The sequence below is a fragment of the Streptomyces sp. YIM 98790 genome, assembly GCF_011421595.1.
Classification (GTDB): domain Bacteria; phylum Actinomycetota; class Actinomycetes; order Streptomycetales; family Streptomycetaceae; genus Streptomyces.
The window spans coordinates 53044-74867 of sequence record NZ_WTLH01000006.1 but is presented as its reverse complement, the minus strand read 5'-3'; the positions used below and the strand labels follow the sequence as shown (position 1 = coordinate 74867).

The following is a 21824-nucleotide window of genomic DNA, read 5'->3' as shown; positions in this document are numbered from 1 at the left end:
CCGCTCCGCTCGTCGTGTGCCCCGCCGAGCATCCACTCCCCCGGCTCCGCGGGCCGCCGCGCCGCCGCCCCGGCGGCGGAAGATCCGGCCGCCGGGAGAGCCCCGGAGCGGGGGCCGGCGAGGGAGGTCACCGCCGCGGCGCGCTCCCCGGGGGCGGGGAGCGGCAGGACGCGGTCGGCCAGGGGCAGCAGCGCGGGGCGGTGGGTGACCAGGACGACGGTGCGCCCGGCCGCGAGCCGGCGCAGCGCCTCGGCGACTTCTGCCTCCGTCTCTGCGTCGAGTGCGGCGGTCGGTTCGTCGAGCAGCACGACCGGGCGGTCGGCGAGGAAGGCACGGGCCAGGGCGACACGGCGGCGCTGGCCGGCCGAGAGGCCGGCGCCGCCCTCGCCGAGCATCCGCTCCGGGGCCAGGCCGGCGGCCGCCGCGTCCCGCAGGGCGCGGGCCACGGCGGCGTCATCGGCCGCGGGGCGGGCCAGCCGGACGTTGTCGGCGACCGTGCCCGCGAACAGGTGGGGGTGCTGGGGGACCCAGGCGATCTGGCGGTGCCAGCTCTCCGGGTCGATGCCCCGCAGATCCCGGCCGCCGGCCAGCACCCGGCCGGTGGTGGGGCGGGTGAGGCCGAGCAGCACCGAGAGCAGGGTCGTCTTGCCCGCGCCGGAGGGGCCGGTCAGGGCGAGGATCTCGCCGGGGGAGACGGTGAGGGAGACCGGGGGCAGGGAATCCGCCTCCCGGCCGGGGTGGCGGACCGAGACCCCCTCCAGCACCAGGGGTGCGTGCCGGGCGTCCGGTGCCGGGCCGGTGCCGGACGGCCCGGGGTCGGTCTCCAGCACCGCGAACACCTCGTCGGCCGCGGAGAGCCCCTCGGCGGCGGCGTGGTACTGGGCGCCGGCCTGCCGCAGCGGCAGATACGCCTCGGGCGCCAGGATCAGCACCACCAGCCCGGTGTGCAGGTCGATGCCGCCGTGCACCAGGCGCATGCCGATGGAGACCGCGACCAGGGCCACCGAGATGGTGGCCAGCAGCTCCAGCGCGAAGGAGGACAGGAAGGCGATGCGCAGGGTGCGCAGCGTGGAGCGGCGGTACTCGCCGGTGATGGAGCGGATCTTGTCGGCCTGGGCCTTTGCCCGGCCGAACACCTTGAGCGTCGTGAGCCCCGCGACCACGTCCAGGAAGTGGCCGGAGAGCCGGGAGAGCTGACGCCACTGCCGGTCCATGTGGGCCTGGGTGGCCCAGCCGATCAGCACCATGAACAGCGGGATCAGCGGAAGTGTCGCGGCGATGGTGGCGGCCGAGAGCCAGTCCTCGGTGAGGATCTGCGCCAGCACCGCCACCGGCACCACCGCGGCAAGCCCGAGCTGCGGCAGATAGCGGGAGAAGTAGCCGTCCAGCGCGTCGATCCCGCGGGTGGCGAGGTTGGCCAGCTCGCCGGTGCGCTGCGTCCCCACCCAGGCGGGGCCGAGGCGGGCGGAGGCGTGGTCGAGCAGCCGCAGCCGCAGCTCGGACTTGACGGCGGCGCTCGCCCGGTGCGCGGCCAGCTCGGTCAGCCAGGCCACCGCGGCCCGGCCGGCGGCGGTGACGGCCAGCCAGGCCAGCGGGCCGCTCAGCTCGCCCGCGGTCAGCCCGCGCTGGAAGGCGCCCGTCACCAGGTCGGCGATCAGCACGGCCTGGGCGATCACCAGCAGCGCGTTGGCCAGGCCCAGCGCCACCGAGGCGGCGAGAAAGCCCCGGGTGGCGCGGGCGTGGCGCAGCAGTCGCGGATCGATCGGCTTCAGGGCGGCCATTCCATCAGGAGGTACTGACAGTCGGTGACGAATCCGGTGCGCACGGTGGCTTCCCCTCGGTTCATCCGGCCGGGGCGGGGCTGGCCGGGGCGGGCGGTGCGGTGCTCTCCGGCGGGCCGGACGCACCGTCCCGCCCGTCCGTACCGTCAGGCCCGTCAGGCCCGTTCGTACCGTCCGGGACATCCGGAACGTCCGGCGGGGACGAGGGCCGCTCCTCGGCGATGTGCTGGACGCCGATCCGCCGGCGGAACACCCAGTAGGTCCAGCCCTGGTAGAGCAGCACCACCGGGGTGGCGAGGGCGGCCGCCCAGGTCATGATCCGCAGGGTGTAGTCGGTGGCCGAGGCGTTCTCCACGGTCAGGCTCCACTCCGCGTTCAGCGAGGAGGGCATGACGTCCGGGAAGAGCGACAGGAAGAGCATGGCCACCGCGGCCACGATGGTGACCCCGGAGAGCGCGAACGCCCAGCCCTCCCGGCCGAGGCCGTTGGCCCGGAGCGCGGCGAGCAGTGCCGCCGCCGCCACCGCCAGCGCGGCCAGGCTCCAGCCGTCACCGGTCATCGACTGCGTCCAGAGCAGGAAGGCCACCGCCAGCGCGGCCGTCACCAGCCCCAGCCTGCCGGCCAGCTTCCGGGCCCGTTCCCGGATCTCCCCCACCGTCTTGAGCGAGACGAAGACGGCGCCGTGGAAGGTGAACAGCGCCAGGGTGACCGCGCCGCCGAGCAGCGCGTGCGGGCCGAGCAGGTCGAAGAGGTTGCCGGCGAATTCCTTGTCGGGGCCGATCGGCACGCCGCGCACCACATTGGCGAACGCCACACCCCACAGGAAGGCGGGCAGCAGCGAGGACCAGAAGATGGCGTGTTCCCAGTTGCGCTGCCAGTTCTCCTCCGGCCGCTTGGCCCGGTACTCGAAGGCCACGCCGCGCACGATCAGGCTGACCAGGATGAGCAGCAGCGGGATGTAGAAGCCGGAGAAGAGCGTGGCGTACCACTCGGGGAAGGCGGCGAAGGTGGCGCCGCCCGCGGTGAGCAGCCACACCTCGTTGCCGTCCCAGACCGGGCCGATGGTGTTGATCAGCACCCGGCGTTCGCGGCGGTCCCTGGCCAGGCCCTTGGTGAGGATGCCGACACCGAAGTCGAAGCCCTCCAGGAAGAAGTAGCCGATCCACAGAACGGCGATGAGGATGAACCAGACGGTGTGCAGTTCCATCGCGTGATGTTCCTCGTTCCGGTGTCGGTCTCAGTACGAGAAGGCCATCGGCCGGTCGGGGTCCCGCAGGTCCCCGCCGATCCGGGTGGGCGGATTGCGGTCGGCGTCGGTCAGCTCGGGCGGTCCCGCCTTGACGTACTTGACGATCAGCCCGACCTCGATCACCGCCAGCGCGGCGTAGAGCAGGGTGTAGACGCTCATGGAGAGGATCACCTCGCCCTGCGAGACGCCGGGGGAGACACCGGCGGAGGTGGGCAGCACGCCGTACACCACCCAGGGCTGGCGGCCCATCTCGGTGAAGATCCAGCCCCAGGCGTTGGCGATCAGCGGGAAGAGCATGGTGAGCACGGCCAGCTTCCACCACCAGCCGCTGAGCACCGGGCCCAGCTCACGGCCCCGGGTGAGCACCAGCCGGGGCCGCTCGTCCTCGGCGGTGCGCAGCTCCGGGGCCAGCCACAGCCGGCGGCGGGTGAGCCACAGCCCGGCCGCGCCGAGTGCCGCCGAGGTCATGCCGAAGCCGATCATCCAGCGGAAGGACCAGTAGGCGACGGGGATGTTGGGCCGGTAGTCGCCGGGGCCGAACTGCTCCTGCAGCGCCTCGTTGGTGTCGTTGATGCCCGGCACCTCGTCGCTGAAGTTGTCGTGGGCGAGGAAGGAGAGCAGGCCGGGGATCTCGATGGCGACGTCGTTGTGGCCCTCGTCCACGTCACCGATGGCGAACAGGGAGAACGGGGCCGGGCCCTCGGTGTCCCACAGCGCTTCGGCGGCGGCCATCTTCATGGGCTGCTGCTCGTACATGATCTTGGCCAGCCGGTCGCCGCTGACCGCGGTGAGCAGGCCGGCGACGACCATGGTGACCAGGCCGAGCCGGAGCGAGGCGCGCATCACCGGGATGTGGTTGCGGCGGGTCAGGTGCCAGGCGGCGATGCCGACCATGAAGGCGCCGCCGGTGAGGAAGGCCGCGGTGATGGTGTGCGCGAACTGGGCGACCGCGGTGTTCTGGGTGAGGACGTGGACGAAGTCGGTGAGTTCGGCCCGCCCGGTCTCCTCGTTGACGGTGTAGCCGACCGGGTGCTGCATCCAGGAGTTGGCGGCCAGGATGAAGTAGGCGGAGAGCACCGTGCCCAGCGAGACCATCCAGATGGTGGCCAGGTGGATCTTGGGCGGCAGCTTGTCCCAGCCGAAGATCCACAGCCCGATGAAGGTGGACTCGAAGAAGAAGGCGATCAGGGCCTCGAAGGCCAGCGGGGCACCGAAGATGTCGCCGACGAAGCGGGAGTAGTCGGACCAGTTCATGCCGAACTGGAACTCCTGGAGGATGCCGGTGACCACGCCCATGGCGATGTTGATCAGGAACAGCTTGCCCCAGAACTTGGTCGCCCGCAGATACGTTTCCTTACCGGTGCGGACCCAGGCCGTCTGCAGACCGGCGACGAGCGCGGCCAGCGAGATCGTCAGCGGGACGAAGAGGAAGTGGTAGACGGTGGTGATGCCGAACTGCCACCGGGCGAGGGTCTCGTCGGCCAGTGCGAGTTCCATCAGTTGCACTGCGGTCTCCTTCACAGCGTGCGCCGCGGCTGGCGGCGTGCCCGATGACGACCGGGGTCGCGGCGGCCACTGGGGCGGTCACCAGTCATTGTCGGGGCGCATGGGGCGCCGGGGGACAAATCTTCCGAGTTTGTGAACGTATTCACATTCACAAATAGGATAGCCCCCGCATCCGCGGAGGCTGCGGCGGGGTCCGGTACCGGTCCGCGGCGCCGGCGTTCCGGCGCTCGCCCGGGCAGCCGGGGCAGCCCGGGCAGCCCGGGGGAAGGAGAGGTCACAGGTCGGGGCATGTCCGGGACCGTACGGCCGGGCGGACATGCCCCGGCAGAGCCGAGCAGCCCCTTCCTGGGGCCGCTCGGCCCCATGGTCAGCCGGCCTTGCGGAACTCCGCGGCCGCGGCCAGGAACCGGTCGTTGGCCTCCGGCTCACCCACGGTGATCCGGCAGCCCTCCCCCGGGAACGGCCGGACCACCACCCCGGCCGCGTCACAGGCCGCGGCGAACTCCACGGTCGCCTCGTGCAGCCGCAGCCAGACGAAGTTGCCCTGCGGCTCCGGCACCGTCCAGCCCTGCGCCCGCAGCCCGTCCGTCACCCGGCGCCGCTCGGCCACCAGGGCGTCCACCCGGTGCAGCAGTTCCCGCTCGGCGCGCAGCGAGGCGATCGCCGCCTGCTGGGCGATCTGGGTCACCCCGAACGGCAGCGCGGTCTTGCGCAGCGCCTCCGCCACCGGCTCGTGCGCCACCGCGAGGCCCACCCGCAGCCCGGCCAGCCCGTACGCCTTGGAGAAGGTGCGCAGCACGCACACGTTGGGCCGGTCCCGGTACAGCTCGATGCCGTCCGCCGCCAGCGGGTCGCGCACGAACTCGCGGTACGCCTCGTCCAGCACCACCAGCACCTCGGGCGGCACCCGGTCCAGGAACCGCTCCAGCTCGGCGCGGCGCAGCAGGTTGCCGGTCGGGTTGTTCGGGTTGCAGACGAAGATCAGCCGGGTGCGCGCGGTGACCGCCGCCGCCATCGCGTCCAGGTCGTGCTCCTCCGCCGCGGTGAGCGGGACCTGCACCGAGGAGGCGCCGGAGATCTGGGTGAGGATGGGATACGCCTCGAAGGACCGCCAGGCGTAGATCACCTCGTCGCCCGGCCCCGCGGTGGCCTGGAGCAGTTGCTGCGCCACGCCGACCGAGCCGACACCGGTGGCGATGTGGCTCTGCGGCACGCCCAGGTGTCCGGCCAGGGCGGCGGTCAGCCCGGAGCAGAACATGTCCGGGTAGCGATTGAAGGATTCGGCCGTCCGCACCGCCTCGGCCAGTACCCCGGGCAGCGGCGGGTAGGGATTCTCATTCGACGAGAGCTTGTACGTGACGGTGCCCGGCGCGGCGGGACGGCCCGGGCGGTAGCCGGGGATGCCGTCCAGCGCCCGGCGCAGCCTCGGCAGGACCGGGGTCGTGTCCTGGGAGGATGACTGCTCCGGGCCCGGGGCCTGGGAGTGCGGGGTTGCCTGGTAGCTCATCCCGCACACTCTAGGAGGAACGGGCCGCTGGGCGTATCCCCTGGCCGGGGCGCACGTGCCGGTAAGGGCGCGGGTGGCGAAACCCCTGGCGCGCGTCACCCGAAAGGGTGAGCACGCCCATGTTGAAAGTGTTCCCCCGACCACCGTCTGACCAGGGCATTGGCAGCAACTTCCTTCGCGGGGAGGGAAGATGGCCTTGATATTGACGGTCTGCGATCTTCATAGCGATGCAGAAACGATCCTTCGCCTGCCTTGGCCGAAGCAGTCCGTGCGCACCCGGCCCGGACCTACGATCAGGTCGCCATGACAGCAGCGAAGCATCAGGTGCGCCGGTCGGACAGAGAACAGGGCAGCCGCAGACCTGGAGGGCGGGCCGGCATCCGGGACGTCGCCGCGGCCGCCGGTGTCTCGATCACCACCGTCTCCGACGCCCTCAACGGCAAGGGCCGGCTGCCCGACACCACCCGCCGCCATGTCCGCTCGGTCGCGGACCGGCTGGGATACCGCCCCTCGGCCGCCGCCCGCGCGCTGCGCACCGGCAAGTCCGGGCTCATCGGCCTCACCGTGACGACCTACGGTGAGGAACCGTTTACCTTCACCGAGTTCGCCTACTTCGCCGAGATGGCCAGGGCCGCCACCTCCGCCGCCCTGGCCCGTGGATACGCCCTGGTCATCCTGCCCGCCACCTCCCAGCACGACGTCTGGTCCAATGTCGCGCTGGACGGCACCGTGGTGGTCGACCCCTCCGACCAGGACCCGGTGGTCAGCGAGCTGGTCCGGCAGGGCATTCCGGTGGTCTCCGACGGCCGCCCGGCCGGCGATCTCCCGGTCACCGCCTGGGTGGACAACGACCACGAGGCCGCCGTCACCCACCTGCTGGACCACTTCGCCGCCTCCGGCGCCCGCCGCATCGGCCTGCTCACCGGCACCGGCACCGACACCTACACCCGGCTGTCCACCGCGGCCTACCTCTCCTGGTGCGCCCGCAAGAGCCAGGACCCGGTATACGAGGCCTACCCCGCGCACGACCCGTGCGCCGGCGCGGTCGCCGCCGACCGCCTGCTCGCCCGCCCCGACCGGCCGGACGCCGTCTACGGCCTCTACGACCCCAACGGCACCGATCTGCTCGCCGCAGCCCGCCGCTACGGGCTCCGCGTGCCGGAGGACCTGCTGCTGATCTGCTGCAGCGAATCCACCGTCTACGCCACCACCGAGCCGCCCATCACCACTCTGTCGCTCAAGCCCGGCCGGATCGGCACCACGGTGATCCAGCTGCTCATCGACGCCATCGAGGGCAGTCCCGAGTCGAAGTCCGCGCTGCTGTCCGCCACCGCCGTCACCACCGCGGCCGAGGGCGGCCGGGTGATGCCCACCGAACTGATCGTCCGCGCCTCGTCCCAGCGGCGTTCACGCAGTGTCACAGTCAATCCGCCACGCCGGCCGCAGGTGGCCGACCAGTAGTTTCCACAGGGTGGTTTCCGGCACAATGGCCAGGCTCGGGCCAGCCGCCGGCCCCGGGACACCGCCCGGACGGCGCACGGCCGTCCCGGGTGCCGCACGCCCGGGCACCGGGATTTCTATGATGGGCGCTGGACCCGGGGCGGTCCGGACCAGAAGACTCCCGGGGTGAGGCGGCGTGTACTGGTGGAGGGGTCGATGACTCAGGGGGCTGGTGACGGAACCGACCTGCTGCGGCCAGGCGCGGAGGACGGGGAGGAACCGGAACCGGGCAGCAACGAGCACGACGGTACCGGCCCCCTCTACGTCGTCGGCGATGTGCACGGCTATCTGGAGGAGCTCCGGGAGGCACTGCGCGCCGCGGGGCTGACCGACGAGGAGGACCACTGGGCCGGCGGCAATGCCCGCCTGTGGTTTCTCGGCGATTTCGCCGACCGCGGTCCGGACGGCATCGGTGTGATCGATCTGGTGATGAATCTGTCCGCCGAGGCCGCCGCATCCGGGGGCTACTGCAAGGCGCTGCTCGGCAATCATGAACTGCTGCTGCTCGGGGCCCAGCGTTTCGGCGACACCCCGGTGGACTCCGGCGCGGGCACCGCCACGTTCCATGCCGCCTGGATGCTCAATGGCGGCCAGCCCAGCGATATGGAACGACTGGAGGACCACCACCTGCAGTGGATGTCCCGGCTGGACGCCATGGCGGTGACCGACGGCCATCTGCTGGTGCACTCCGACACCACCGCCTATCTGGAGTACGGCGGCACCGTCGAGGACGTCAATGACGCCATCAAACAGGCATTGCAGCGTCACGATCCCGACGAAACCTGGGATCTCTTCCGGAAGTTCACCAAGCGTTTCGCCTTCCGGGACGAGGGCGGGGCGATGGCCGCGCGGGAACTGCTGGCGGCCTTCGGCGGCGAACGGGTGGTGCACGGGCACAGCCCCATCCCCTATCTGACCGGGGACGGAGCCGAGGCCGAGGGCAACGGCGCGACCGGTGCGGACGGCGCGCCCCACATCACCGGGCCCTATGTCTATGCGGACGATCTCGCCGTCGCCATGGACGGCGGTGTCACCATGGCGGGCGCGCTGCTGGTTGCGCGGCTGCCGCTGAAGGAGGGGGCGGCCGGAGCGGCACCGGCCGCGGCGAACTGACCCCGGCCGGCGTTCTGACCCGCGGCAATCCGGTGATCGGCGCGCTCCACGGGGTATGGACATATTCCGGCACGACTCTGCACAGGGTGCCGGGAGCGCTCTACGATCGGATTCCTGCCCACCAGCCCGCCGCGCCCGACCGGCCCAAGTTCCCTCCACGGTCCGATCGGCACGTTCGGCACTGCGGAGCAATGGGGACGTGCACATGGACAGCGCGACATATCTGCTGCCGGAGGATCAGCCCGAGTTCGAGCGGATCCTCGACGAGGCGCTGCGCAGAGCCCGGAGCAATCCGCAATTCCCCGGGTACGGGGACTCCTTTGACGCGGAACGGCTGCGGAGCATGGCGCTGGACGCGATACCGCTGATCGCACCCGCCGCCGACGCGGAGTACCGGCGTTTTGTGCGACTGCGTGAGCAATTCGGCCGGCTGACGGAGCGGAACACGGAATCTTCCCGGCGTTCCTCCGGGCAGGCGGACGGAGGCGGTGCCGGATCGGGGCTGGCCGCCCTGGTCGCGGTGCTGGTCCCGGTGCTGTCCGGGGTCGCCGCCGTGGTGTTCCTGGTGTCCGGCTATGCCCTGCGGCTGGCCGGCCCGGAGCCGTCGGTGGCCGCGGGCATGCGCACCACGGGCTGGGTGTTCGCGGTGCTGACCGGTGTGGGCGTGCTGGCGGCAGCGGTGATCCTGTTCGGCACGGCGCTGCGCAACGGCGCCACCGCCGAGCCGGCCGGCCGGGCGGCGGACGCCGCCTCGCGGGCCGCGGCGGAGCTCGAACGGGCCCGCGCCGAATGGCGCCGGGCGCTGCTGGAGCGCGGCATGAACCCGTTCCTGCGGAACGCGGCGGCCGCCTGGGCGGGCCGCGAGGGCCGGGCGGCAGCGCCGCCGCGGGAGAGCCGTACCCCGCGGCTGAGTTTCACCAGCCCCAGTTTCACCAGCCCTTCCGAGGGCCGCGAGGCGCCGGAGGGCCGCGTCGGCGACCGGTCGGCGGCGGGTTTTCCCCACCCGCGCTACAGCAGCCCCGGCTACAGCAGCCACGCCGAATCCGACGACAACCACGCCGAACGCTAGCCGCGCTGCGGTGCCGGGCGGCCCCTGCCGTCCGGCGCTCCGGTTCTCCGGCGGAGGGGGTGTCCCCGCGCCGGGGCGCGGGCGCGGGGACGGTGCCGGAGCGAGCGGTCAGGGCAGCAGGGTCTCCACGACGGCGGCCACGCCGTCCTCCTGGTTGCTGACCGTGTGCAGGGGCGTGGCGGCCAGCACGTCCGGGTGGGCGTTGGCCATGGCGTACGAGGTGCCGGCCCAGGCCAGCATCTCCAGGTCGTTGGGCATGTCGCCGAAGGCGACGACCTCCTCCCGCCGGATGCCGAGCCGGGCGCAGTAGCGGGCCAGCGTGGTCGCCTTGCTCACCCCGCTGCGGCTCACCTCCAGCAGCGCGGTCGGACTGGAGCGGGTGATCTGGCCGTGGCCGCCGGCCGTCCGGCGGGCCAGGGCGAGGAAGTCGTCCGGGTCGAGTTCGCGGTGGTGGGCCAGGAGCTTGATGACGGGGGCGGCGCCGGCCGCCGGTGCGAGGGCCAGCAGGGGGTCGACGGGCCCGGTGGTGGCGGTCGGGTCGCCGGGGAAGAAGGGCGGGTAGTCGGGGTCGTAGTGGATGCCGCGGGTGCTCTCCACGGCGAAGGTCACCCCGGGAGCGGCGGCGCGCAGCGCATGCACCGTGGCCAGGGCGTCCCTGCGGTCCAGCGGGTGGACGTCGACCAGCCGGTGCCGCCCGTGCCGCAGGTCGACCACGGCCGCACCGTTGGCGCAGATGGCGACGGGGCTGCCGGGGAGCTGGCGGATCAGGTCACCGACCACGGTCATCCAGCGGGCCGGCCTGCCGGTCACCATCAGGAACCCGATGCCGGCCCGGGCGGCGGCGAGTAAGGCGCTGATGGTGCGCCGCGACACGGTCTTGTCGTGCCGCAGCAACGTTCCGTCAAGATCGGTGGCGATCAGCCGGGGCCGGGGACTCGGGGTGGAGCCGCCCTCGGGGTGGCGAGCGGACGTGGCGCGGGGCGGGGAGGAGGCGGAGGGAGCAGCGGAAGGAGAGGCAGCGGAGGCGGAGGAGGCGGAGGGGACGGGGGAGTCGGTGCCGGGACAGGCTTCGGGGCAGGTGCCGGAATAGGTGAGAGTCACAGCCATAATCTTGGCGCATATGCCAGCACACATGTGCAGACTTCCGCGCGAATGAGCCGCGTGGGGCACATGGTTCGTTGGGAAGACGTGACCCGCCGGCCTGCCCGCAGGGCCTACGCTGCGGTGGTATGTCTGCCGTGTTGCCTCCGCCGCCGGAGTCCCAGCCGTCAGCCGCGACGCCGCTGCGGCTGTCGACCGTCATCCTGCCGGTCCACCGATGGTCCGCGGAAGGGCGCCTGCACTGGGAGCGGGCCGAGGAGCTCGGTTTCCACACCGCGTACACCTATGACCACCTCTCCTGGCGCAGCTTCCGCAACGGCCCCTGGTACGGCGCCATACCGACACTGACCGCGGCGGCCACCGCCACCACCCGGCTGCGCCTGGGCACCCTGGTCACCTCGCCCAACTTCCGCCACCCGGTCACCCTGGCCAAGGAGCTCATCACCCTGGACGACATCTCCGACGGCCGGGTGACCCTGGGCATCGGCTCCGGCGGCACCGGCTTCGACGCCACCGCGCTCGGCCAGGACGCCTGGAGCCCGCGCGAACGCGCCGACCGCTTCGCCGAATTCGTCCGCCTGCTGGACCGGCTGCTGAGCGAGGGCGGCCCCGGCGGCGTCTCCTACACCGGCGACTACTACTCGGCCCACGAGGTGCGCAACGTGCCCGGCTGCGTGCAGCGGCCCCGGCTGCCGTTCGCCGTGGCCGCCACCGGCCCGCGCGGCATGCGGCTGGCCGCCCGCCACGGCCAGGCCTGGGTCACCACCGGAGATCCGGCCGCCGCCGAGGCCGGCCCGCGCGCCGCCCAGCGCGCCCTGGCCCGCCAGGTGGACCAGCTCTCCGCGATCTGCGAGGAGGCCGGCCGGGAGCCCTCGGCACTGGGCAAGATCCTGCTCACCGGCTTCACCCCGCACCGCCCGCTGGAATCGGTGGACGCCTTTGTCGAGCTGGCCGGCGGGGCGATGGCGGCCGGCTTCACCGAGCTGGTGGTGCACTGGCCGGTACCCGACTCGGTCTTCGCCGCCGACCAGCAGGTCTTCGAACGCATCGTGACCGACGGTCTGCCCCAGCTCGCCTCCTGACACCGGCCGCGCGCCGCCCCCGGGGGTTCCCGGAGGTTGTCCGGGGGCCGGCCCGTCTTTCGGCCGACAGCCCTTACGGGCCGGTCATCCCTGGGAAGGACAGCCTCCGGGACTCCGGACTGACGTGTCCCGCACCACAGGGCGATACGGTCAGGGGCGTGACAGTGATCGCTACCGAAGGCCTCACCAAGCGGTACCCCTCGGTGACCGCCCTGGACCGGCTGACCGTGGACATCGGCCCGGGCGTCACCGGCCTGGTGGGCGCCAACGGGGCCGGCAAATCAACCCTGATCAAGATTCTGCTCGGCCTCTCCGGCGCCACCGAGGGCCGCGCCGCCGTGCTGGGCAGGAACAGCGCGCAGGACGGCACCGCCATCCGCGAGCAGGTCGGCTACATGCCCGAGCACGACTGCCTGCCGCCGGACATCTCGGCCACCGAGTTCGTCGTCCACATGGCGCGCATGGCCGGCCTGCCGCGCACCGCGGCCCGCGAGCGCACCGCCGACACCCTGCGCCACGTCGGCCTGTACGAGGAGCGCTACCGTCCCATGGGCGGCTACTCCACCGGCATGAAGCAGCGGGTGAAGCTGGCCCAGGCGCTGGTGCACGACCCCCGGCTGGTGCTGCTCGACGAGCCGACCAACGGCCTGGACCCGGCCGGCCGGGACGAGATGCTCGGCCTGATCCGCCGGGTGTGGACCGACTTCGGCATCTCCGTGCTGGTCACCTCGCACCTGCTGGGCGAACTGGAGCGCACCAGCGACCACATCGTGGTGATCGACGGCGGGAAGCTGCTGCGCAGCGAGTCCATCGCCGGCTTCACCCAGACCACCAGCTCGCTGCTGATCGAGGTCACCGACACCGACGCCCACCCGGACGGCGCCGCCGCGCTGCGCACCGCGCTGTCCGCCGCCGGACTGACGGTGGAACCCGGCGGCGGACGCAATGTGCACGTCGACCCGGGCGAGGACGCGGCGGCCTACGACACCATCCGCGACGCCATCGCCGAACTGGGCCTGGGCCTGGTCCGGATGGAACAGCGCCGGCACCGCATCGCCGAGGTCTTCCAGGACCGCGAGCCGGCCGCCGCCGTCACCGGCAAGGGAACCGGGGACACCCCCGGGGAGAAGGGAAACACCGGCCATGCAGCCTGACACCACGCTCGCGAAGACCGGCCGGGGCCCGGCGCCCGGCGGCCGGCCCGGCCAGCCCGGCCAGTCCGCGCCGCCCGACGCGCGGATCATGGACATCGGCTACCGCCGCTACGACGGCGAACGGCTCGGCCGCTCCTACGCCCGCCGCTCCCTCTTCGAGCACTCGCTGCGCGGCGCCTACGGCCTGGGCCGCTCCGCCCGCTCCAAGGTGCTGCCGTTCCTCTTCTTCGCCATCGTGGCCACCCCGGCCCTGGTGGTGGTGGCCGTGGCGGTGACCGTCGGGCTGGACGAGCTGCCCGTCGACTACGCCCGCTACGCGGTCTTCATGCAGCCGGTGATCGGCCTCTTCCTGGCCCTGGCCGCGCCGCAGATGGTCTCCCTCGACCTGCGCTTCCACACCGTGCCGCTGTACTTCTCCCGCCCCATCGAGCGGGTGGACTACGTGGCCGCCAAGCTGAGCGCGCTCACCACCGCGCTGATCCTCTTCACCGGTGCGCCGGTGCTGATCATGTACATCGGCGCGCTGCTGGCCAAGATGGACTTCGCCGACCAGACCCGGGGCCTGGCCGAAGGGCTGGCCGTGACCGTGGTGTTCTCCGCGATGCACGCGGCCATCGCCCTGCTGGTGGCCTCCTTCACGCCGCGCCGCGGCTTCGGCGTGGCCGCCGTGATCGCCGTGCTGACCATCCCGTACTTCGCGGCCACCGCCGTGCAGTTCGTCGCCTACGACCAGGGCAACGACACCCTCGCCCAGGTGCTGGGCCTGTTCTCGCCCGGCACCCTGATCGACGGCCTCCAGGGCATGCTCTTCACCGACGCGACCGACTTCCCCGGCAATCTGGCGCCCGAGGGCGCGGTCGCCGCGGCCTATCCGCTGGTCATCGTGGGTCTCACCGTACTGTGCTGTGCCCTGATGCTGCGCCGCTACCGGAAGGCGGGAATCTGACCGTGTCCGTGATCCACATCAAGAGCGCCTCCCGCTGGTTCGGCAACGTGGTCGCCGTCAACGACATCAGTCTGGACATCGGCCCCGGCATCACCGGCCTGCTCGGCCCCAACGGCGCCGGCAAGTCCACCCTGATCCACATGATGAGCGGCTTCCTGGCCCCGTCCTCCGGCGAGGTCACCCTGGACGGCCGGACCATCTGGCAGAACGAGGCGGTCTACCGCGAGATCGGGCTGGTGCCCGAGCGCGAGGGTATGTACGACTACCTCACCGGCGGGGAGTTCGTGCTCGCCAACGCCGAGCTGCACGGCCTGGCCGACCCGGGCGCGGCGTCCCGCGCCGCCCTGGAGACCGTGGAGATGACCGCGGCGGCCGACCGGCGCATCGGCACCTACAGCAAGGGCATGCGGCAGCGCGTCAAGATGGCCTCCGCGCTGGTGCACAACCCGACCGTGCTGCTGCTGGACGAGCCCTTCAACGGCATGGACCCGCGTCAGCGGATGCACCTGATGGAGCTGCTGCGCACGATGGGCAGCCAGGGGCGCACGGTGCTGTTCTCCTCGCACATCCTGGAGGAGGTCGAGCAGCTCGCCTCGCACATCGAGGTGATCGTGGCCGGCCGGCACGCCGCCTCGGGCGACTTCCGCAAGATCCGGCGGCTGATGACCGACCGTCCGCACCAGTACCTGATCCGCTCCAGCGACGACCGGGCGCTGGCCGCCGCGCTGATCGCGGACGCCTCGACCAGCGGCATCGAGATCGACCGGGCCGAGGACGCGCTGCGCGTCCAGGCGGTCGACTTCCACCGGTTCGCCGAGCGGCTGCCGCAGCTTGCCAGGCGGCACGACATCCGGCTGCTCACCGTCTCGCCCTCGGACGAGTCGCTGGAGAGCGTCTTCTCGTATCTGGTCAGCGCCTGACGCCGCCGCCCGCCCGCTTTCCGCATCCCAAGGAGCCAGACCGCCATGTCCTCCCCCTCCACCGCCCCGGCACCGGCGCCGGCCGCCCCGGTACGGGCGCCGCGCGGGCCGGCCGTGTACCACCCCACCGTGGGACGCCTCACGCTGCGCGCACTGCTCGGCCGCCGCCGGGCGCTGATGCTGTCGGTGCTGCCCGCACTGCTGCTGCTCATCTCGGTCGTGATCCGCACCCAGACCGGGGTGGACGACCGGGCCGCCGCCGAGATCCTGGGCGGCTTCGCGCTGGCCGCCATGGTGCCGCTGATCGGGGTGATCGCCGGCACCGGCGCCATCGGGCCGGAGATCGACGACGGCTCGGTGGTCTATCTGCTGGCCAAGCCGGTGAAACGGCACGTGATCATCACCACCAAGCTGCTGGTGGCGATCGGTGTCACCATGCTGTTCACCGCGCTGCCCACACTGGTCGCCGGGGTGATCCTGGGCGGCAACAGCCAGCGCATCGCGGTGGCGTACGCGGCTGCCGCGGCGGTCGCGTCGATCGCCTACAGCGCGGTCTTCCTGCTGATGGGCACGGTGTCCCGGAACGCGGTGGTGTTCGGGCTGGTCTATGCGCTGGTGTGGGAGGCGCTGTTCGGCTCCCTGGTGCCGGGCGCGCGGGCGCTGAGCATCCAGCAGTGGGGACTGTCCATCGCGGAGCGGATCGCCGCGCCCGGGGCCGGCATCGAATCGGAGGTCGGCCTGACCGCCGGGATCATCCTGCTGGCCGTGGCCACGGTGGGCGCCACCTGGTACGCGGGGCGGCGGCTGCGCTCCCTGACGCTGGCGGGCGAGTCCTGACGGTCGCCGTCCCGGTCGCGGCTCGCGGACGCAAGGCGTAACCGGTCACCGGTACGGGCAGGGCTACAGGGCCCGGCGGGTGCGGGCGCGGGGCGCGGGCGTGGCTTCGGTTCCGGGCCGGGTGCGGGGGACGGTGACCCACCGTCCCCCGCACCCGGCCCGCGTGCACCCTTGACGCCGCGGCAGGCTTGCTGACACTTTTGTCAGCAATGGGGTTACCATACGGTAACCGAACGGGATCGAGAACGGGACGGTGGACGACGGTGGACCAGGCCCAGGCGGCACCGGCCGAACACTTCATCCGCACCGACGACGGCCTGACCCTCTGCGCCGCCGAGTACGGCACCGGGGGCGGCGCCGGGGGCGAGGGCGCCGGCCACGGCGCCGACCGTCCCACCGTGGTGCTGCTGCACGGCTACCCGGACACCAAGGAGGTCTGGGACGCGGTGGCACGCCGGCTCGCCGCACGCTGTCACGTCATCACCTACGACGTGCGCGGACACGGCCGCTCCGAGGCCCCCGCCCCGCTGCGCGGCGGCTTCACCCTGGACCGGCTCACCGGCGACTTCCTGGCCGTGACCGACGCGCTCGCCCCCGGCCGGGCGGTCCATCTGGCCGGCCACGACTGGGGCTCGGTGCAGGGCTGGGAGTTCACCACCTCCGCCCGCACCCGCGGCCGGATCGCCGGCTTCACCTCGCTCTCCGGCCCGAGCCTGGACCACCTCGGCATGTGGCTCAAGCGCCGCGCCCTGCACCCCACCCCCCGCAACCTCGCCGAGCTGCTCGGCCAGGGCGCCCGCTCCTGGTACGTCTACGCCTTCCACCTGCCGCTGCTGCCCGAGCTGGCCTGGCGCGGCCCGGTGGGCGCGGTCTTCCCGGCGCTGCTGCGCCGGAGAGAGGGCATGCCGGCCGACGGCTACCCGACCCGCTCGCTGCCCCGCGACGCCGCGCACGGGCTGTGGCTCTACCGCGACAACGTCCGGCCCCGGCTGCGCGACCCGCGGCCGGACGCGTACGCCCATGCGCCGGTCCAGCTGATCCAGCCCACCGACGACCCCTATGTCTCGGCCCGGCTGCACGACGGCCTGGAGGAGTGGGTGCCGCAGCTGGTGCGCCGCACCGTGCCCGGCGGGCACTGGGCGCCGCGCACCCGCCCCGACCGCATCGCCCGCCTGCTCACCGACTTCATCGACAGCCACAGCGCCTCCGGGTCCGCCGGTGCCGCCGGTGCCGCCGGGCCGGCCACCGTCCCGGCAGCCGCCGGCCGCTGGGCCGAGCGCCTGGCCGGCCAGCTGGTCCTGGTCACCGGTGCGGCCCACGGCATCGGCCGGGCCACCGCGCACGCCTTCGCCCGGGCCGGCGCCCGGGTGATCGCCGTGGACCGGGACGGCGAGGGCGCCGCCCGTACCGCGGCGGCGGCCCGCCGCCTCGGTGCCCCGGACGCCTGGGCGCGGACCGTGGACGTCGCCGACGAGGCCGGGATGGAGAAACTGGCCGCCGAGGTGGCCGAGCGGCACGGCGCCCCGGACATCCTGGTCAACAACGCGGGTGTGGGCATGGCCGGCCCGTTCCTGGACACCACGGTGGCGGAGTGGCGCCGGGTGCTGGACGTCAATCTGTGGGGTGTCATCCACGGCTGCCGGCTGTTCGGCCGGCAGATGGCCGAGCGCGGTGAGGGCGGCCACATCGTCAACGTGGCCTCGCTCTCCGCCTACCAGCCCTCCCGTTCCACCCCCGCCTACTCCACCTCCAAGGCAGGGGTGCTGATGCTGAGCGAATGCCTGCGCGCGGAGCTGGCCGGGCGCGGCATCGGGGTGAGCGCGGTCTGCCCGGGGATGGTGAAGACGAACATCATCCGCACCACCCGTTTCGCGGGGGCGGACGAGGAGGAGGAACAGCGCCGCCGGGAGGGCGTCACGCGCCTGTACGAGCGGCGGAACTACCCGCCGGAGAAGGTGGCCACCGCCATCCTGCGGGCAGTGCTGGAGAACGAGGCCGTGGTGCCGGTGACGGCGGAGGCCCGGGTGCTCGGCGCGCTGGCGCGGATCTCCCCGCGCGCCCGCCGTGCCCTGGCCCGCATCAGGCCGTCCTCCTGATCTTGCTCCGTTCCTCATCTCCGCTCCGCCTCCCGACTTCTGCTCCGCCCGAACGGCCTTTCGTCGAAACCGAGTTGTCCACAGCCCTCATCCACAGGCATCCTCGCTTTGTGGATAAATCCCTGAAACGTCAATCCACTGGCGGCTCCTCCCCCACCGGGACCCCGCTGGACGACCGGCGCATCACGCGTCTCTCCAAGTACCTCGCCCGCCATCTGCGCCACGACCCCGGCCGGATCGGCATCACCCTGGACCGCCAGGGCTGGACGGACGTGGCGGACCTGCTCGCCGCCTGCGCCCGGCACAACGTCCCCCTCAGCCGCGCGCAGCTCGACGCGATCGTGGCGCGCAACGACAAGCAGCGCTTCGCGCTGAGCGAGGACGGCACCCGCATCCGGGCCAACCAGGGCCACACCGTCGAGGTCGACCTCGGCCTCGAACCGGCCGAACCGCCCGAGGTGCTCTACCACGGCACGGTCGGCCGCAGCCTGGCCGCCATCCGGGCGGAGGGCCTGCGGCCGATGAACCGCCACCACGTCCATCTCTCACCGGACCGGGAGACCGCGACCCGGGTGGGCGCCCGCCGGGGCCGCCCGGTGATCCTCACGGTGGCGGCCGGCGCGCTGCACCGCGCCGGCCACCCCTTCTACCGCACCGCCAACAACGTCTGGCTCACCGAGGCCGTCCCCCCGCGGTACCTCGGCTGAGCCTGCCGCCGCCGGGGAGCCCGCGCGGGTCGGCGCCCGCGCAGCGCCTGCCGCCGCAGCGCCCTCCCGACCCGGTCGACCCGGCGGTCGAGCCGCCGGACGTCCTCCCCCGGCCGGTGCACCCGGTCGGCGAGCGCCGCGACGACCTGGTCGGTGGTGTCCACCCGCCGTTCCACCCGGTCGAGGCGGGTCATCATCCGGTTGAGCAGCGGCCCGAGCTCCTGGAACGTCGTCCCGATCCGGGCCATGTCCGCCTCGACCCGGCGCAGCCGGGTGTCCAGCGCGGTGAAGTCCTCCGCTGTCGGTCCCCGTTGCCCGCGGAAGGACTCCTCGGCATCCAGCAGACAGCTCCGCACCCACCGCGCGATGTCGCTGTCCCGCAGCAGCGCCACATTCAGCACCGTCCGCCGGGTGAACAGCCGCACCTTGCCCTGGGTCTGTGGAAAAGTGAGCGAGCGCTCAGGGGGAGTGGAGGGTCATATTGACCCTCCTCACATCAGCCAGGTCAGAGCCCTGCACGGTGATCATGCCACCGTCTCCGCGGCAGAGGGGGCAACGAGGCGAAAGACGTATGGTTACGCGAAGCGGGTGACAAGGCGTTCGAGGACCACGGCGATGCCGTCGGAGTTGTGGTCGGCGGTGGTCTCGTCGGCGGCGGCCAGGACCTCCTGGTGGGCGTTGCCCATGGCCACGCTGTGCGCGGCCCAGGCGAACATCGGCAGGTCGTTGGGCATGTCACCGAAGGCGATGGCGTCCGCGCCGCGCATGCCCAGGCGGCGGGCGGCCACCGACAGCCCGGTGGCCTTGGTCAGGCCGAGCGGGAGGAGCTCCACCGTGCCCGGGCCGGCCATGACGATGCCGACCGAGCCGTTCACCAGGCCGGCCGCCGCCGCGGTGAGCTCGTCGTCGGACAGGCTCGGGTGGCGGAGGTAGAGCTTGAGCAGCGGTTCGGCCCACAGCTCCGCGCGGTCCCGGAAGGCGATGGCCTTCATCGGGCTGGTGTCGTCCGGGGCCGGTACGTGGAATCCGGCCGGGTCGACGACGACATCGCCCTCCAGGCCGTCCCGGCCGGCCGCTATCCACAGCCTGCCGAGCTCGGCCTCCAGGGTTTCCACAGCCCGCCGGGCCACCGCCCGGTCCAGGGTGACCGAGGTCAGCAGCCGGTGCTCCCCCGCGTGGTAGACCTGCCCGCCCTGTCCGCACACCGCGAGCCCGTCGTAGCCCAGGTCGTCCAGCACATGCCGGGTCCAGCTCACGCCCCGCCCGGTGACCACGATGTGCGCGGCGCCCGCCTCCCGGGCCGCGGCCAGCGCCTTGCGGGTGCGCGGCGAGACCGTGCCGTCCGAGCGCAGCAGGGTGCCGTCCAGATCCGTGGCGATCAGACGGTAGGGGAGTCCGGACGATCCCCGCCCGGCTATTCCGGCAGCGTTCATTTCTGCACGGGTTCGAGGAGTTCCCGGCCGCCGAGATAGGGGCGGAGCAGCTCCGGCACGCGGACCGAGCCATCCGCCTGCTGGTGGTTCTCCAGCAGCGCGACGATGGTCCGCGGCACCGCGCAGAGCGTGCCGTTCAGCGTGGCCAGTGGCCTGGCCCGGCCGTCGGTGCCGCGCATCCGGATGGACAGCCGCCGGGCCTGGAACTCGGTGCAGTTGGAGGTGGAGGTCAGCTCCCGGTACTTGCCCTGGGTGGGAATCCACGCCTCGCAGTCGTATTTCCGGGCGGCGGAGGCACCCAGATCGCCGCTGGCCACGTCGATCACCCGGAACGGCAGCTCCAGGCCCGCCAGCCACTGCTTCTCCCACTCCAGCAGCCGGGCGTGCTCGGCCTCGGCGTCCTCCGGGGTGACGTAGGAGAACATCTCCACCTTGTCGAACTGGTGGACCCGGAAGATGCCGCGGGTGTCCTTGCCGTAGGAGCCGGCCTCCCGGCGGAAGCAGGGGGAGAAACCGGCGTAGCGCAGCGGCAGCCGCCCGGTCTCGATGATCTCGTCCATGTGGTAGCCGGCCAGCGGCACCTCGGAGGTGCCGACCAGATAGAGCTCGTCCCGCTCCAGCCGGTAGACGTCGGCCGCCGCCTGGCCGAGGAAGCCGGTGCCCTCCATGGCCTGCGGCTTGACCAGCGCCGGGGTCAGCATCGGGGTGAAGCCGGCCGCCGTGGCCTGCGCGATGGCGGCGTTCACCAGGGCCAGCTCCAGCAGTGCGCCGACACCGGTGAGGAAGTAGAAGCGGGCGCCGGAGACCTTGGCGCCGCGCTCGGTGTCGATGGCACCGAGCATCTGGCCGAGTTCCAGGTGGTCCTTGGGCGTGAAGCCCTCGGCCGCGAAGTCGCGGACGGTGCCGTGCGTCTCCAGGACGGCGAAGTCGTCCTCGCCGCCGACCGGGACGTCCGGATGCACCAGGTTGCCGAGCCTGCGCAGCAGCTCCTGGGTCTCGGCGTCGGCGGCGTTCCGCTCGGCGTCGGCGGCCTTGACCGCCGCGGAGAGCTCGCCCGCCCTTTTCAGCAGCTCCGCCTTCTCGTCGCCCGCGGCCCGGGAGACACGCTTGCCGAGCTGCTTCTGCTCGGCGCGCAGCTCGTCGAAGCGGGCGCTCGACGACCGCCGCCGCTCGTCGGCGGAGAGCAGCGCGTCCACCAGGCCGGCGTCCTCGCCACGGGCGCGCTGGGAGGCGCGGACTCGGTCGGGGTCCTCACGGAGCAGGCGAAGGTCAATCACGGGACCAGGCTACCGGTGGCGGCCGGGCGCTCACGAACCGATTGCGCGAACGCTTCGCGGACGGGCCGGGCGGCGGTCCCGCGCGGAAATGATCTCTCTTCGGCGGTGCTCTCCGGCGGGCGCGGTGACCTGCCGCGTCCACCGTGCTGCACGCTGTTTCCACAGCGGAATCCACAGGTTGTCCACAGGGGGGTCCTTCCCCCTGTGGACAACCTGTGGATAACGCAGAAGGCCGGGTCAGCGGCCTGTCGGCCGGGCTGCGTGGCGATCAATACGGCTTTGGCGAGGCGGTAACGTTCTGTTTTGGCCGGAATTGACCGGCTCAAAGGTGATGATCAAGTGAATTGATGTGACACAACAGGATGCGTCACTCGGTGACCGTCTCTCTGCACTCGGTGGCTATTTGCCAGTAATGCCCGTTTTGATCTTTCGGTTATTCACAGGTCGTCAGACAGCCTGTGGATAACCATGGGCGCCTGTGGAGAACCGGAAACCGCCCCGCGCGGAACCGGAACCGGCACCGCGACCGGCACCGCAGGCAGCACC

The 21824-nt window shown here is 72.5% G+C and carries 18 protein-coding genes; 10 read left to right on the top strand and 8 right to left on the bottom strand.

Annotated features, from left to right (window positions below; all coding sequences use genetic code 11):
• The 4 genes from cydD to hisC form a co-directional block, all read right to left on the bottom strand.
• Nucleotides 1–1772, bottom strand: a 1772-nt coding sequence (gene cydD / locus GQS09_RS02325; protein WP_165984270.1) for a thiol reductant ABC exporter subunit CydD, incomplete at its 3' end; no start/stop codon positions are given.
• A gap of 70 nt (nucleotides 1773–1842) precedes the next feature.
• On the bottom strand, nucleotides 1843–2988 hold the full coding sequence (gene cydB, locus GQS09_RS02320) for a cytochrome d ubiquinol oxidase subunit II (RefSeq protein WP_165984257.1): 1146 nt from the start codon (nucleotides 2986–2988) through the stop codon (nucleotides 1843–1845).
• A gap of 30 nt (nucleotides 2989–3018) precedes the next feature.
• Nucleotides 3019–4527 (bottom strand): cytochrome ubiquinol oxidase subunit I, encoded by a 1509-nt coding sequence (locus GQS09_RS02315; RefSeq protein ID WP_165984269.1) that lies wholly within the window; start codon nucleotides 4525–4527, stop codon nucleotides 3019–3021.
• Nucleotides 4528–4903: 376 nt separating this feature from the next.
• Nucleotides 4904–6043 carry a histidinol-phosphate transaminase gene (gene hisC, locus GQS09_RS02310; RefSeq protein ID WP_165984256.1) on the bottom strand — a complete coding sequence of 380 codons (1140 nt, stop codon included), beginning with the start codon at nucleotides 6041–6043 and terminating at the stop codon, nucleotides 4904–4906.
• A gap of 303 nt (nucleotides 6044–6346) precedes the next feature.
• Between hisC and GQS09_RS02305 the strand changes: the two genes are divergently transcribed.
• The 3 genes from GQS09_RS02305 to GQS09_RS02295 all read left to right on the top strand — a co-directional run bounded on the left by GQS09_RS02305 (nucleotide 6347) and on the right by GQS09_RS02295 (nucleotide 9725).
• Nucleotides 6347–7504: a LacI family DNA-binding transcriptional regulator gene (locus tag GQS09_RS02305; RefSeq protein WP_165984255.1), complete on the top strand. Its 1158-nt coding sequence runs from the start codon at nucleotides 6347–6349 to the stop codon at nucleotides 7502–7504.
• Nucleotides 7505–7699: 195 nt separating this feature from the next.
• Nucleotides 7700–8656 (top strand): metallophosphoesterase, encoded by a 957-nt coding sequence (locus GQS09_RS02300; protein WP_165984254.1) that lies wholly within the window; start codon nucleotides 7700–7702, stop codon nucleotides 8654–8656.
• Nucleotides 8657–8861: 205 nt separating this feature from the next.
• Nucleotides 8862–9725, top strand: coding sequence for a hypothetical protein (locus GQS09_RS02295; RefSeq protein ID WP_207957372.1), 864 nt, complete (start codon nucleotides 8862–8864; stop codon nucleotides 9723–9725).
• A 108-nt stretch (nucleotides 9726–9833) separates the two neighbouring features.
• Here the strand turns inward: GQS09_RS02295 and GQS09_RS02290 are convergent, their stop codons facing one another.
• Nucleotides 9834–10646 (bottom strand): Cof-type HAD-IIB family hydrolase, encoded by an 813-nt coding sequence (locus GQS09_RS02290; RefSeq protein ID WP_243761052.1) that lies wholly within the window; start codon nucleotides 10644–10646, stop codon nucleotides 9834–9836.
• Nucleotides 10647–10954: 308 nt separating this feature from the next.
• Between GQS09_RS02290 and GQS09_RS02285 the strand changes: the two genes are divergently transcribed.
• The 7 genes from GQS09_RS02285 (at nucleotide 10955) to GQS09_RS02255 (ending at nucleotide 18568) form a co-directional block, all read left to right on the top strand.
• Nucleotides 10955–11908 (top strand): LLM class flavin-dependent oxidoreductase, encoded by a 954-nt coding sequence (locus GQS09_RS02285; protein WP_165984251.1) that lies wholly within the window; start codon nucleotides 10955–10957, stop codon nucleotides 11906–11908.
• 164 nt (nucleotides 11909–12072) lie between these two features.
• A complete protein-coding gene (locus GQS09_RS02280) occupies nucleotides 12073–13062 on the top strand; it encodes an ABC transporter ATP-binding protein (protein ID WP_165984268.1) in 990 nt (329 codons plus the stop codon).
• Nucleotides 13063–13150: 88 nt separating this feature from the next.
• Nucleotides 13151–14008: an ABC transporter permease subunit gene (locus GQS09_RS02275; protein ID WP_243761051.1), complete on the top strand. Its 858-nt coding sequence runs from the start codon at nucleotides 13151–13153 to the stop codon at nucleotides 14006–14008.
• 2 nt (nucleotides 14009–14010) lie between these two features.
• Nucleotides 14011–14928 carry an ABC transporter ATP-binding protein gene (locus tag GQS09_RS02270; protein ID WP_165984249.1) on the top strand — a complete coding sequence of 306 codons (918 nt, stop codon included), beginning with the start codon at nucleotides 14011–14013 and terminating at the stop codon, nucleotides 14926–14928.
• A 114-nt stretch (nucleotides 14929–15042) separates the two neighbouring features.
• Nucleotides 15043–15765 (top strand): ABC transporter permease subunit, encoded by a 723-nt coding sequence (locus tag GQS09_RS02265; protein ID WP_165984267.1) that lies wholly within the window; start codon nucleotides 15043–15045, stop codon nucleotides 15763–15765.
• A 209-nt stretch (nucleotides 15766–15974) separates the two neighbouring features.
• Entirely contained in the window at nucleotides 15975–17861 is a 1887-nt protein-coding gene (locus GQS09_RS02260; protein WP_165984248.1) for an SDR family oxidoreductase, read from the top strand.
• Between the two features lie 167 nt (nucleotides 17862–18028).
• Nucleotides 18029–18568, top strand: a complete 540-nt coding sequence (locus tag GQS09_RS02255; RefSeq protein WP_165984266.1) for an RNA 2'-phosphotransferase — start codon at nucleotides 18029–18031, stop codon at nucleotides 18566–18568.
• On the opposite strand, the gene GQS09_RS02250 is transcribed toward GQS09_RS02255, so the two are convergent.
• The 3 genes from GQS09_RS02250 to serS form a co-directional block, all read right to left on the bottom strand.
• Entirely contained in the window at nucleotides 18508–18993 is a 486-nt protein-coding gene (locus GQS09_RS02250; protein WP_165984247.1) for a hypothetical protein, read from the bottom strand. The two genes, GQS09_RS02255 and GQS09_RS02250, sit on opposite strands and share 61 nt — an antisense overlap.
• Nucleotides 18994–19143: 150 nt before the next feature.
• Entirely contained in the window at nucleotides 19144–20001 is an 858-nt protein-coding gene (locus tag GQS09_RS02245) for an HAD family hydrolase (protein ID WP_165984246.1), read from the bottom strand.
• A complete protein-coding gene (gene serS, locus GQS09_RS02240; protein WP_165984245.1) occupies nucleotides 19998–21278 on the bottom strand; it encodes a serine--tRNA ligase in 1281 nt (426 codons plus the stop codon). The genes GQS09_RS02245 and serS overlap by 4 nt, the downstream gene beginning before the upstream one ends.
• Between the last annotated feature and the right edge of the window lie 546 nt (nucleotides 21279–21824).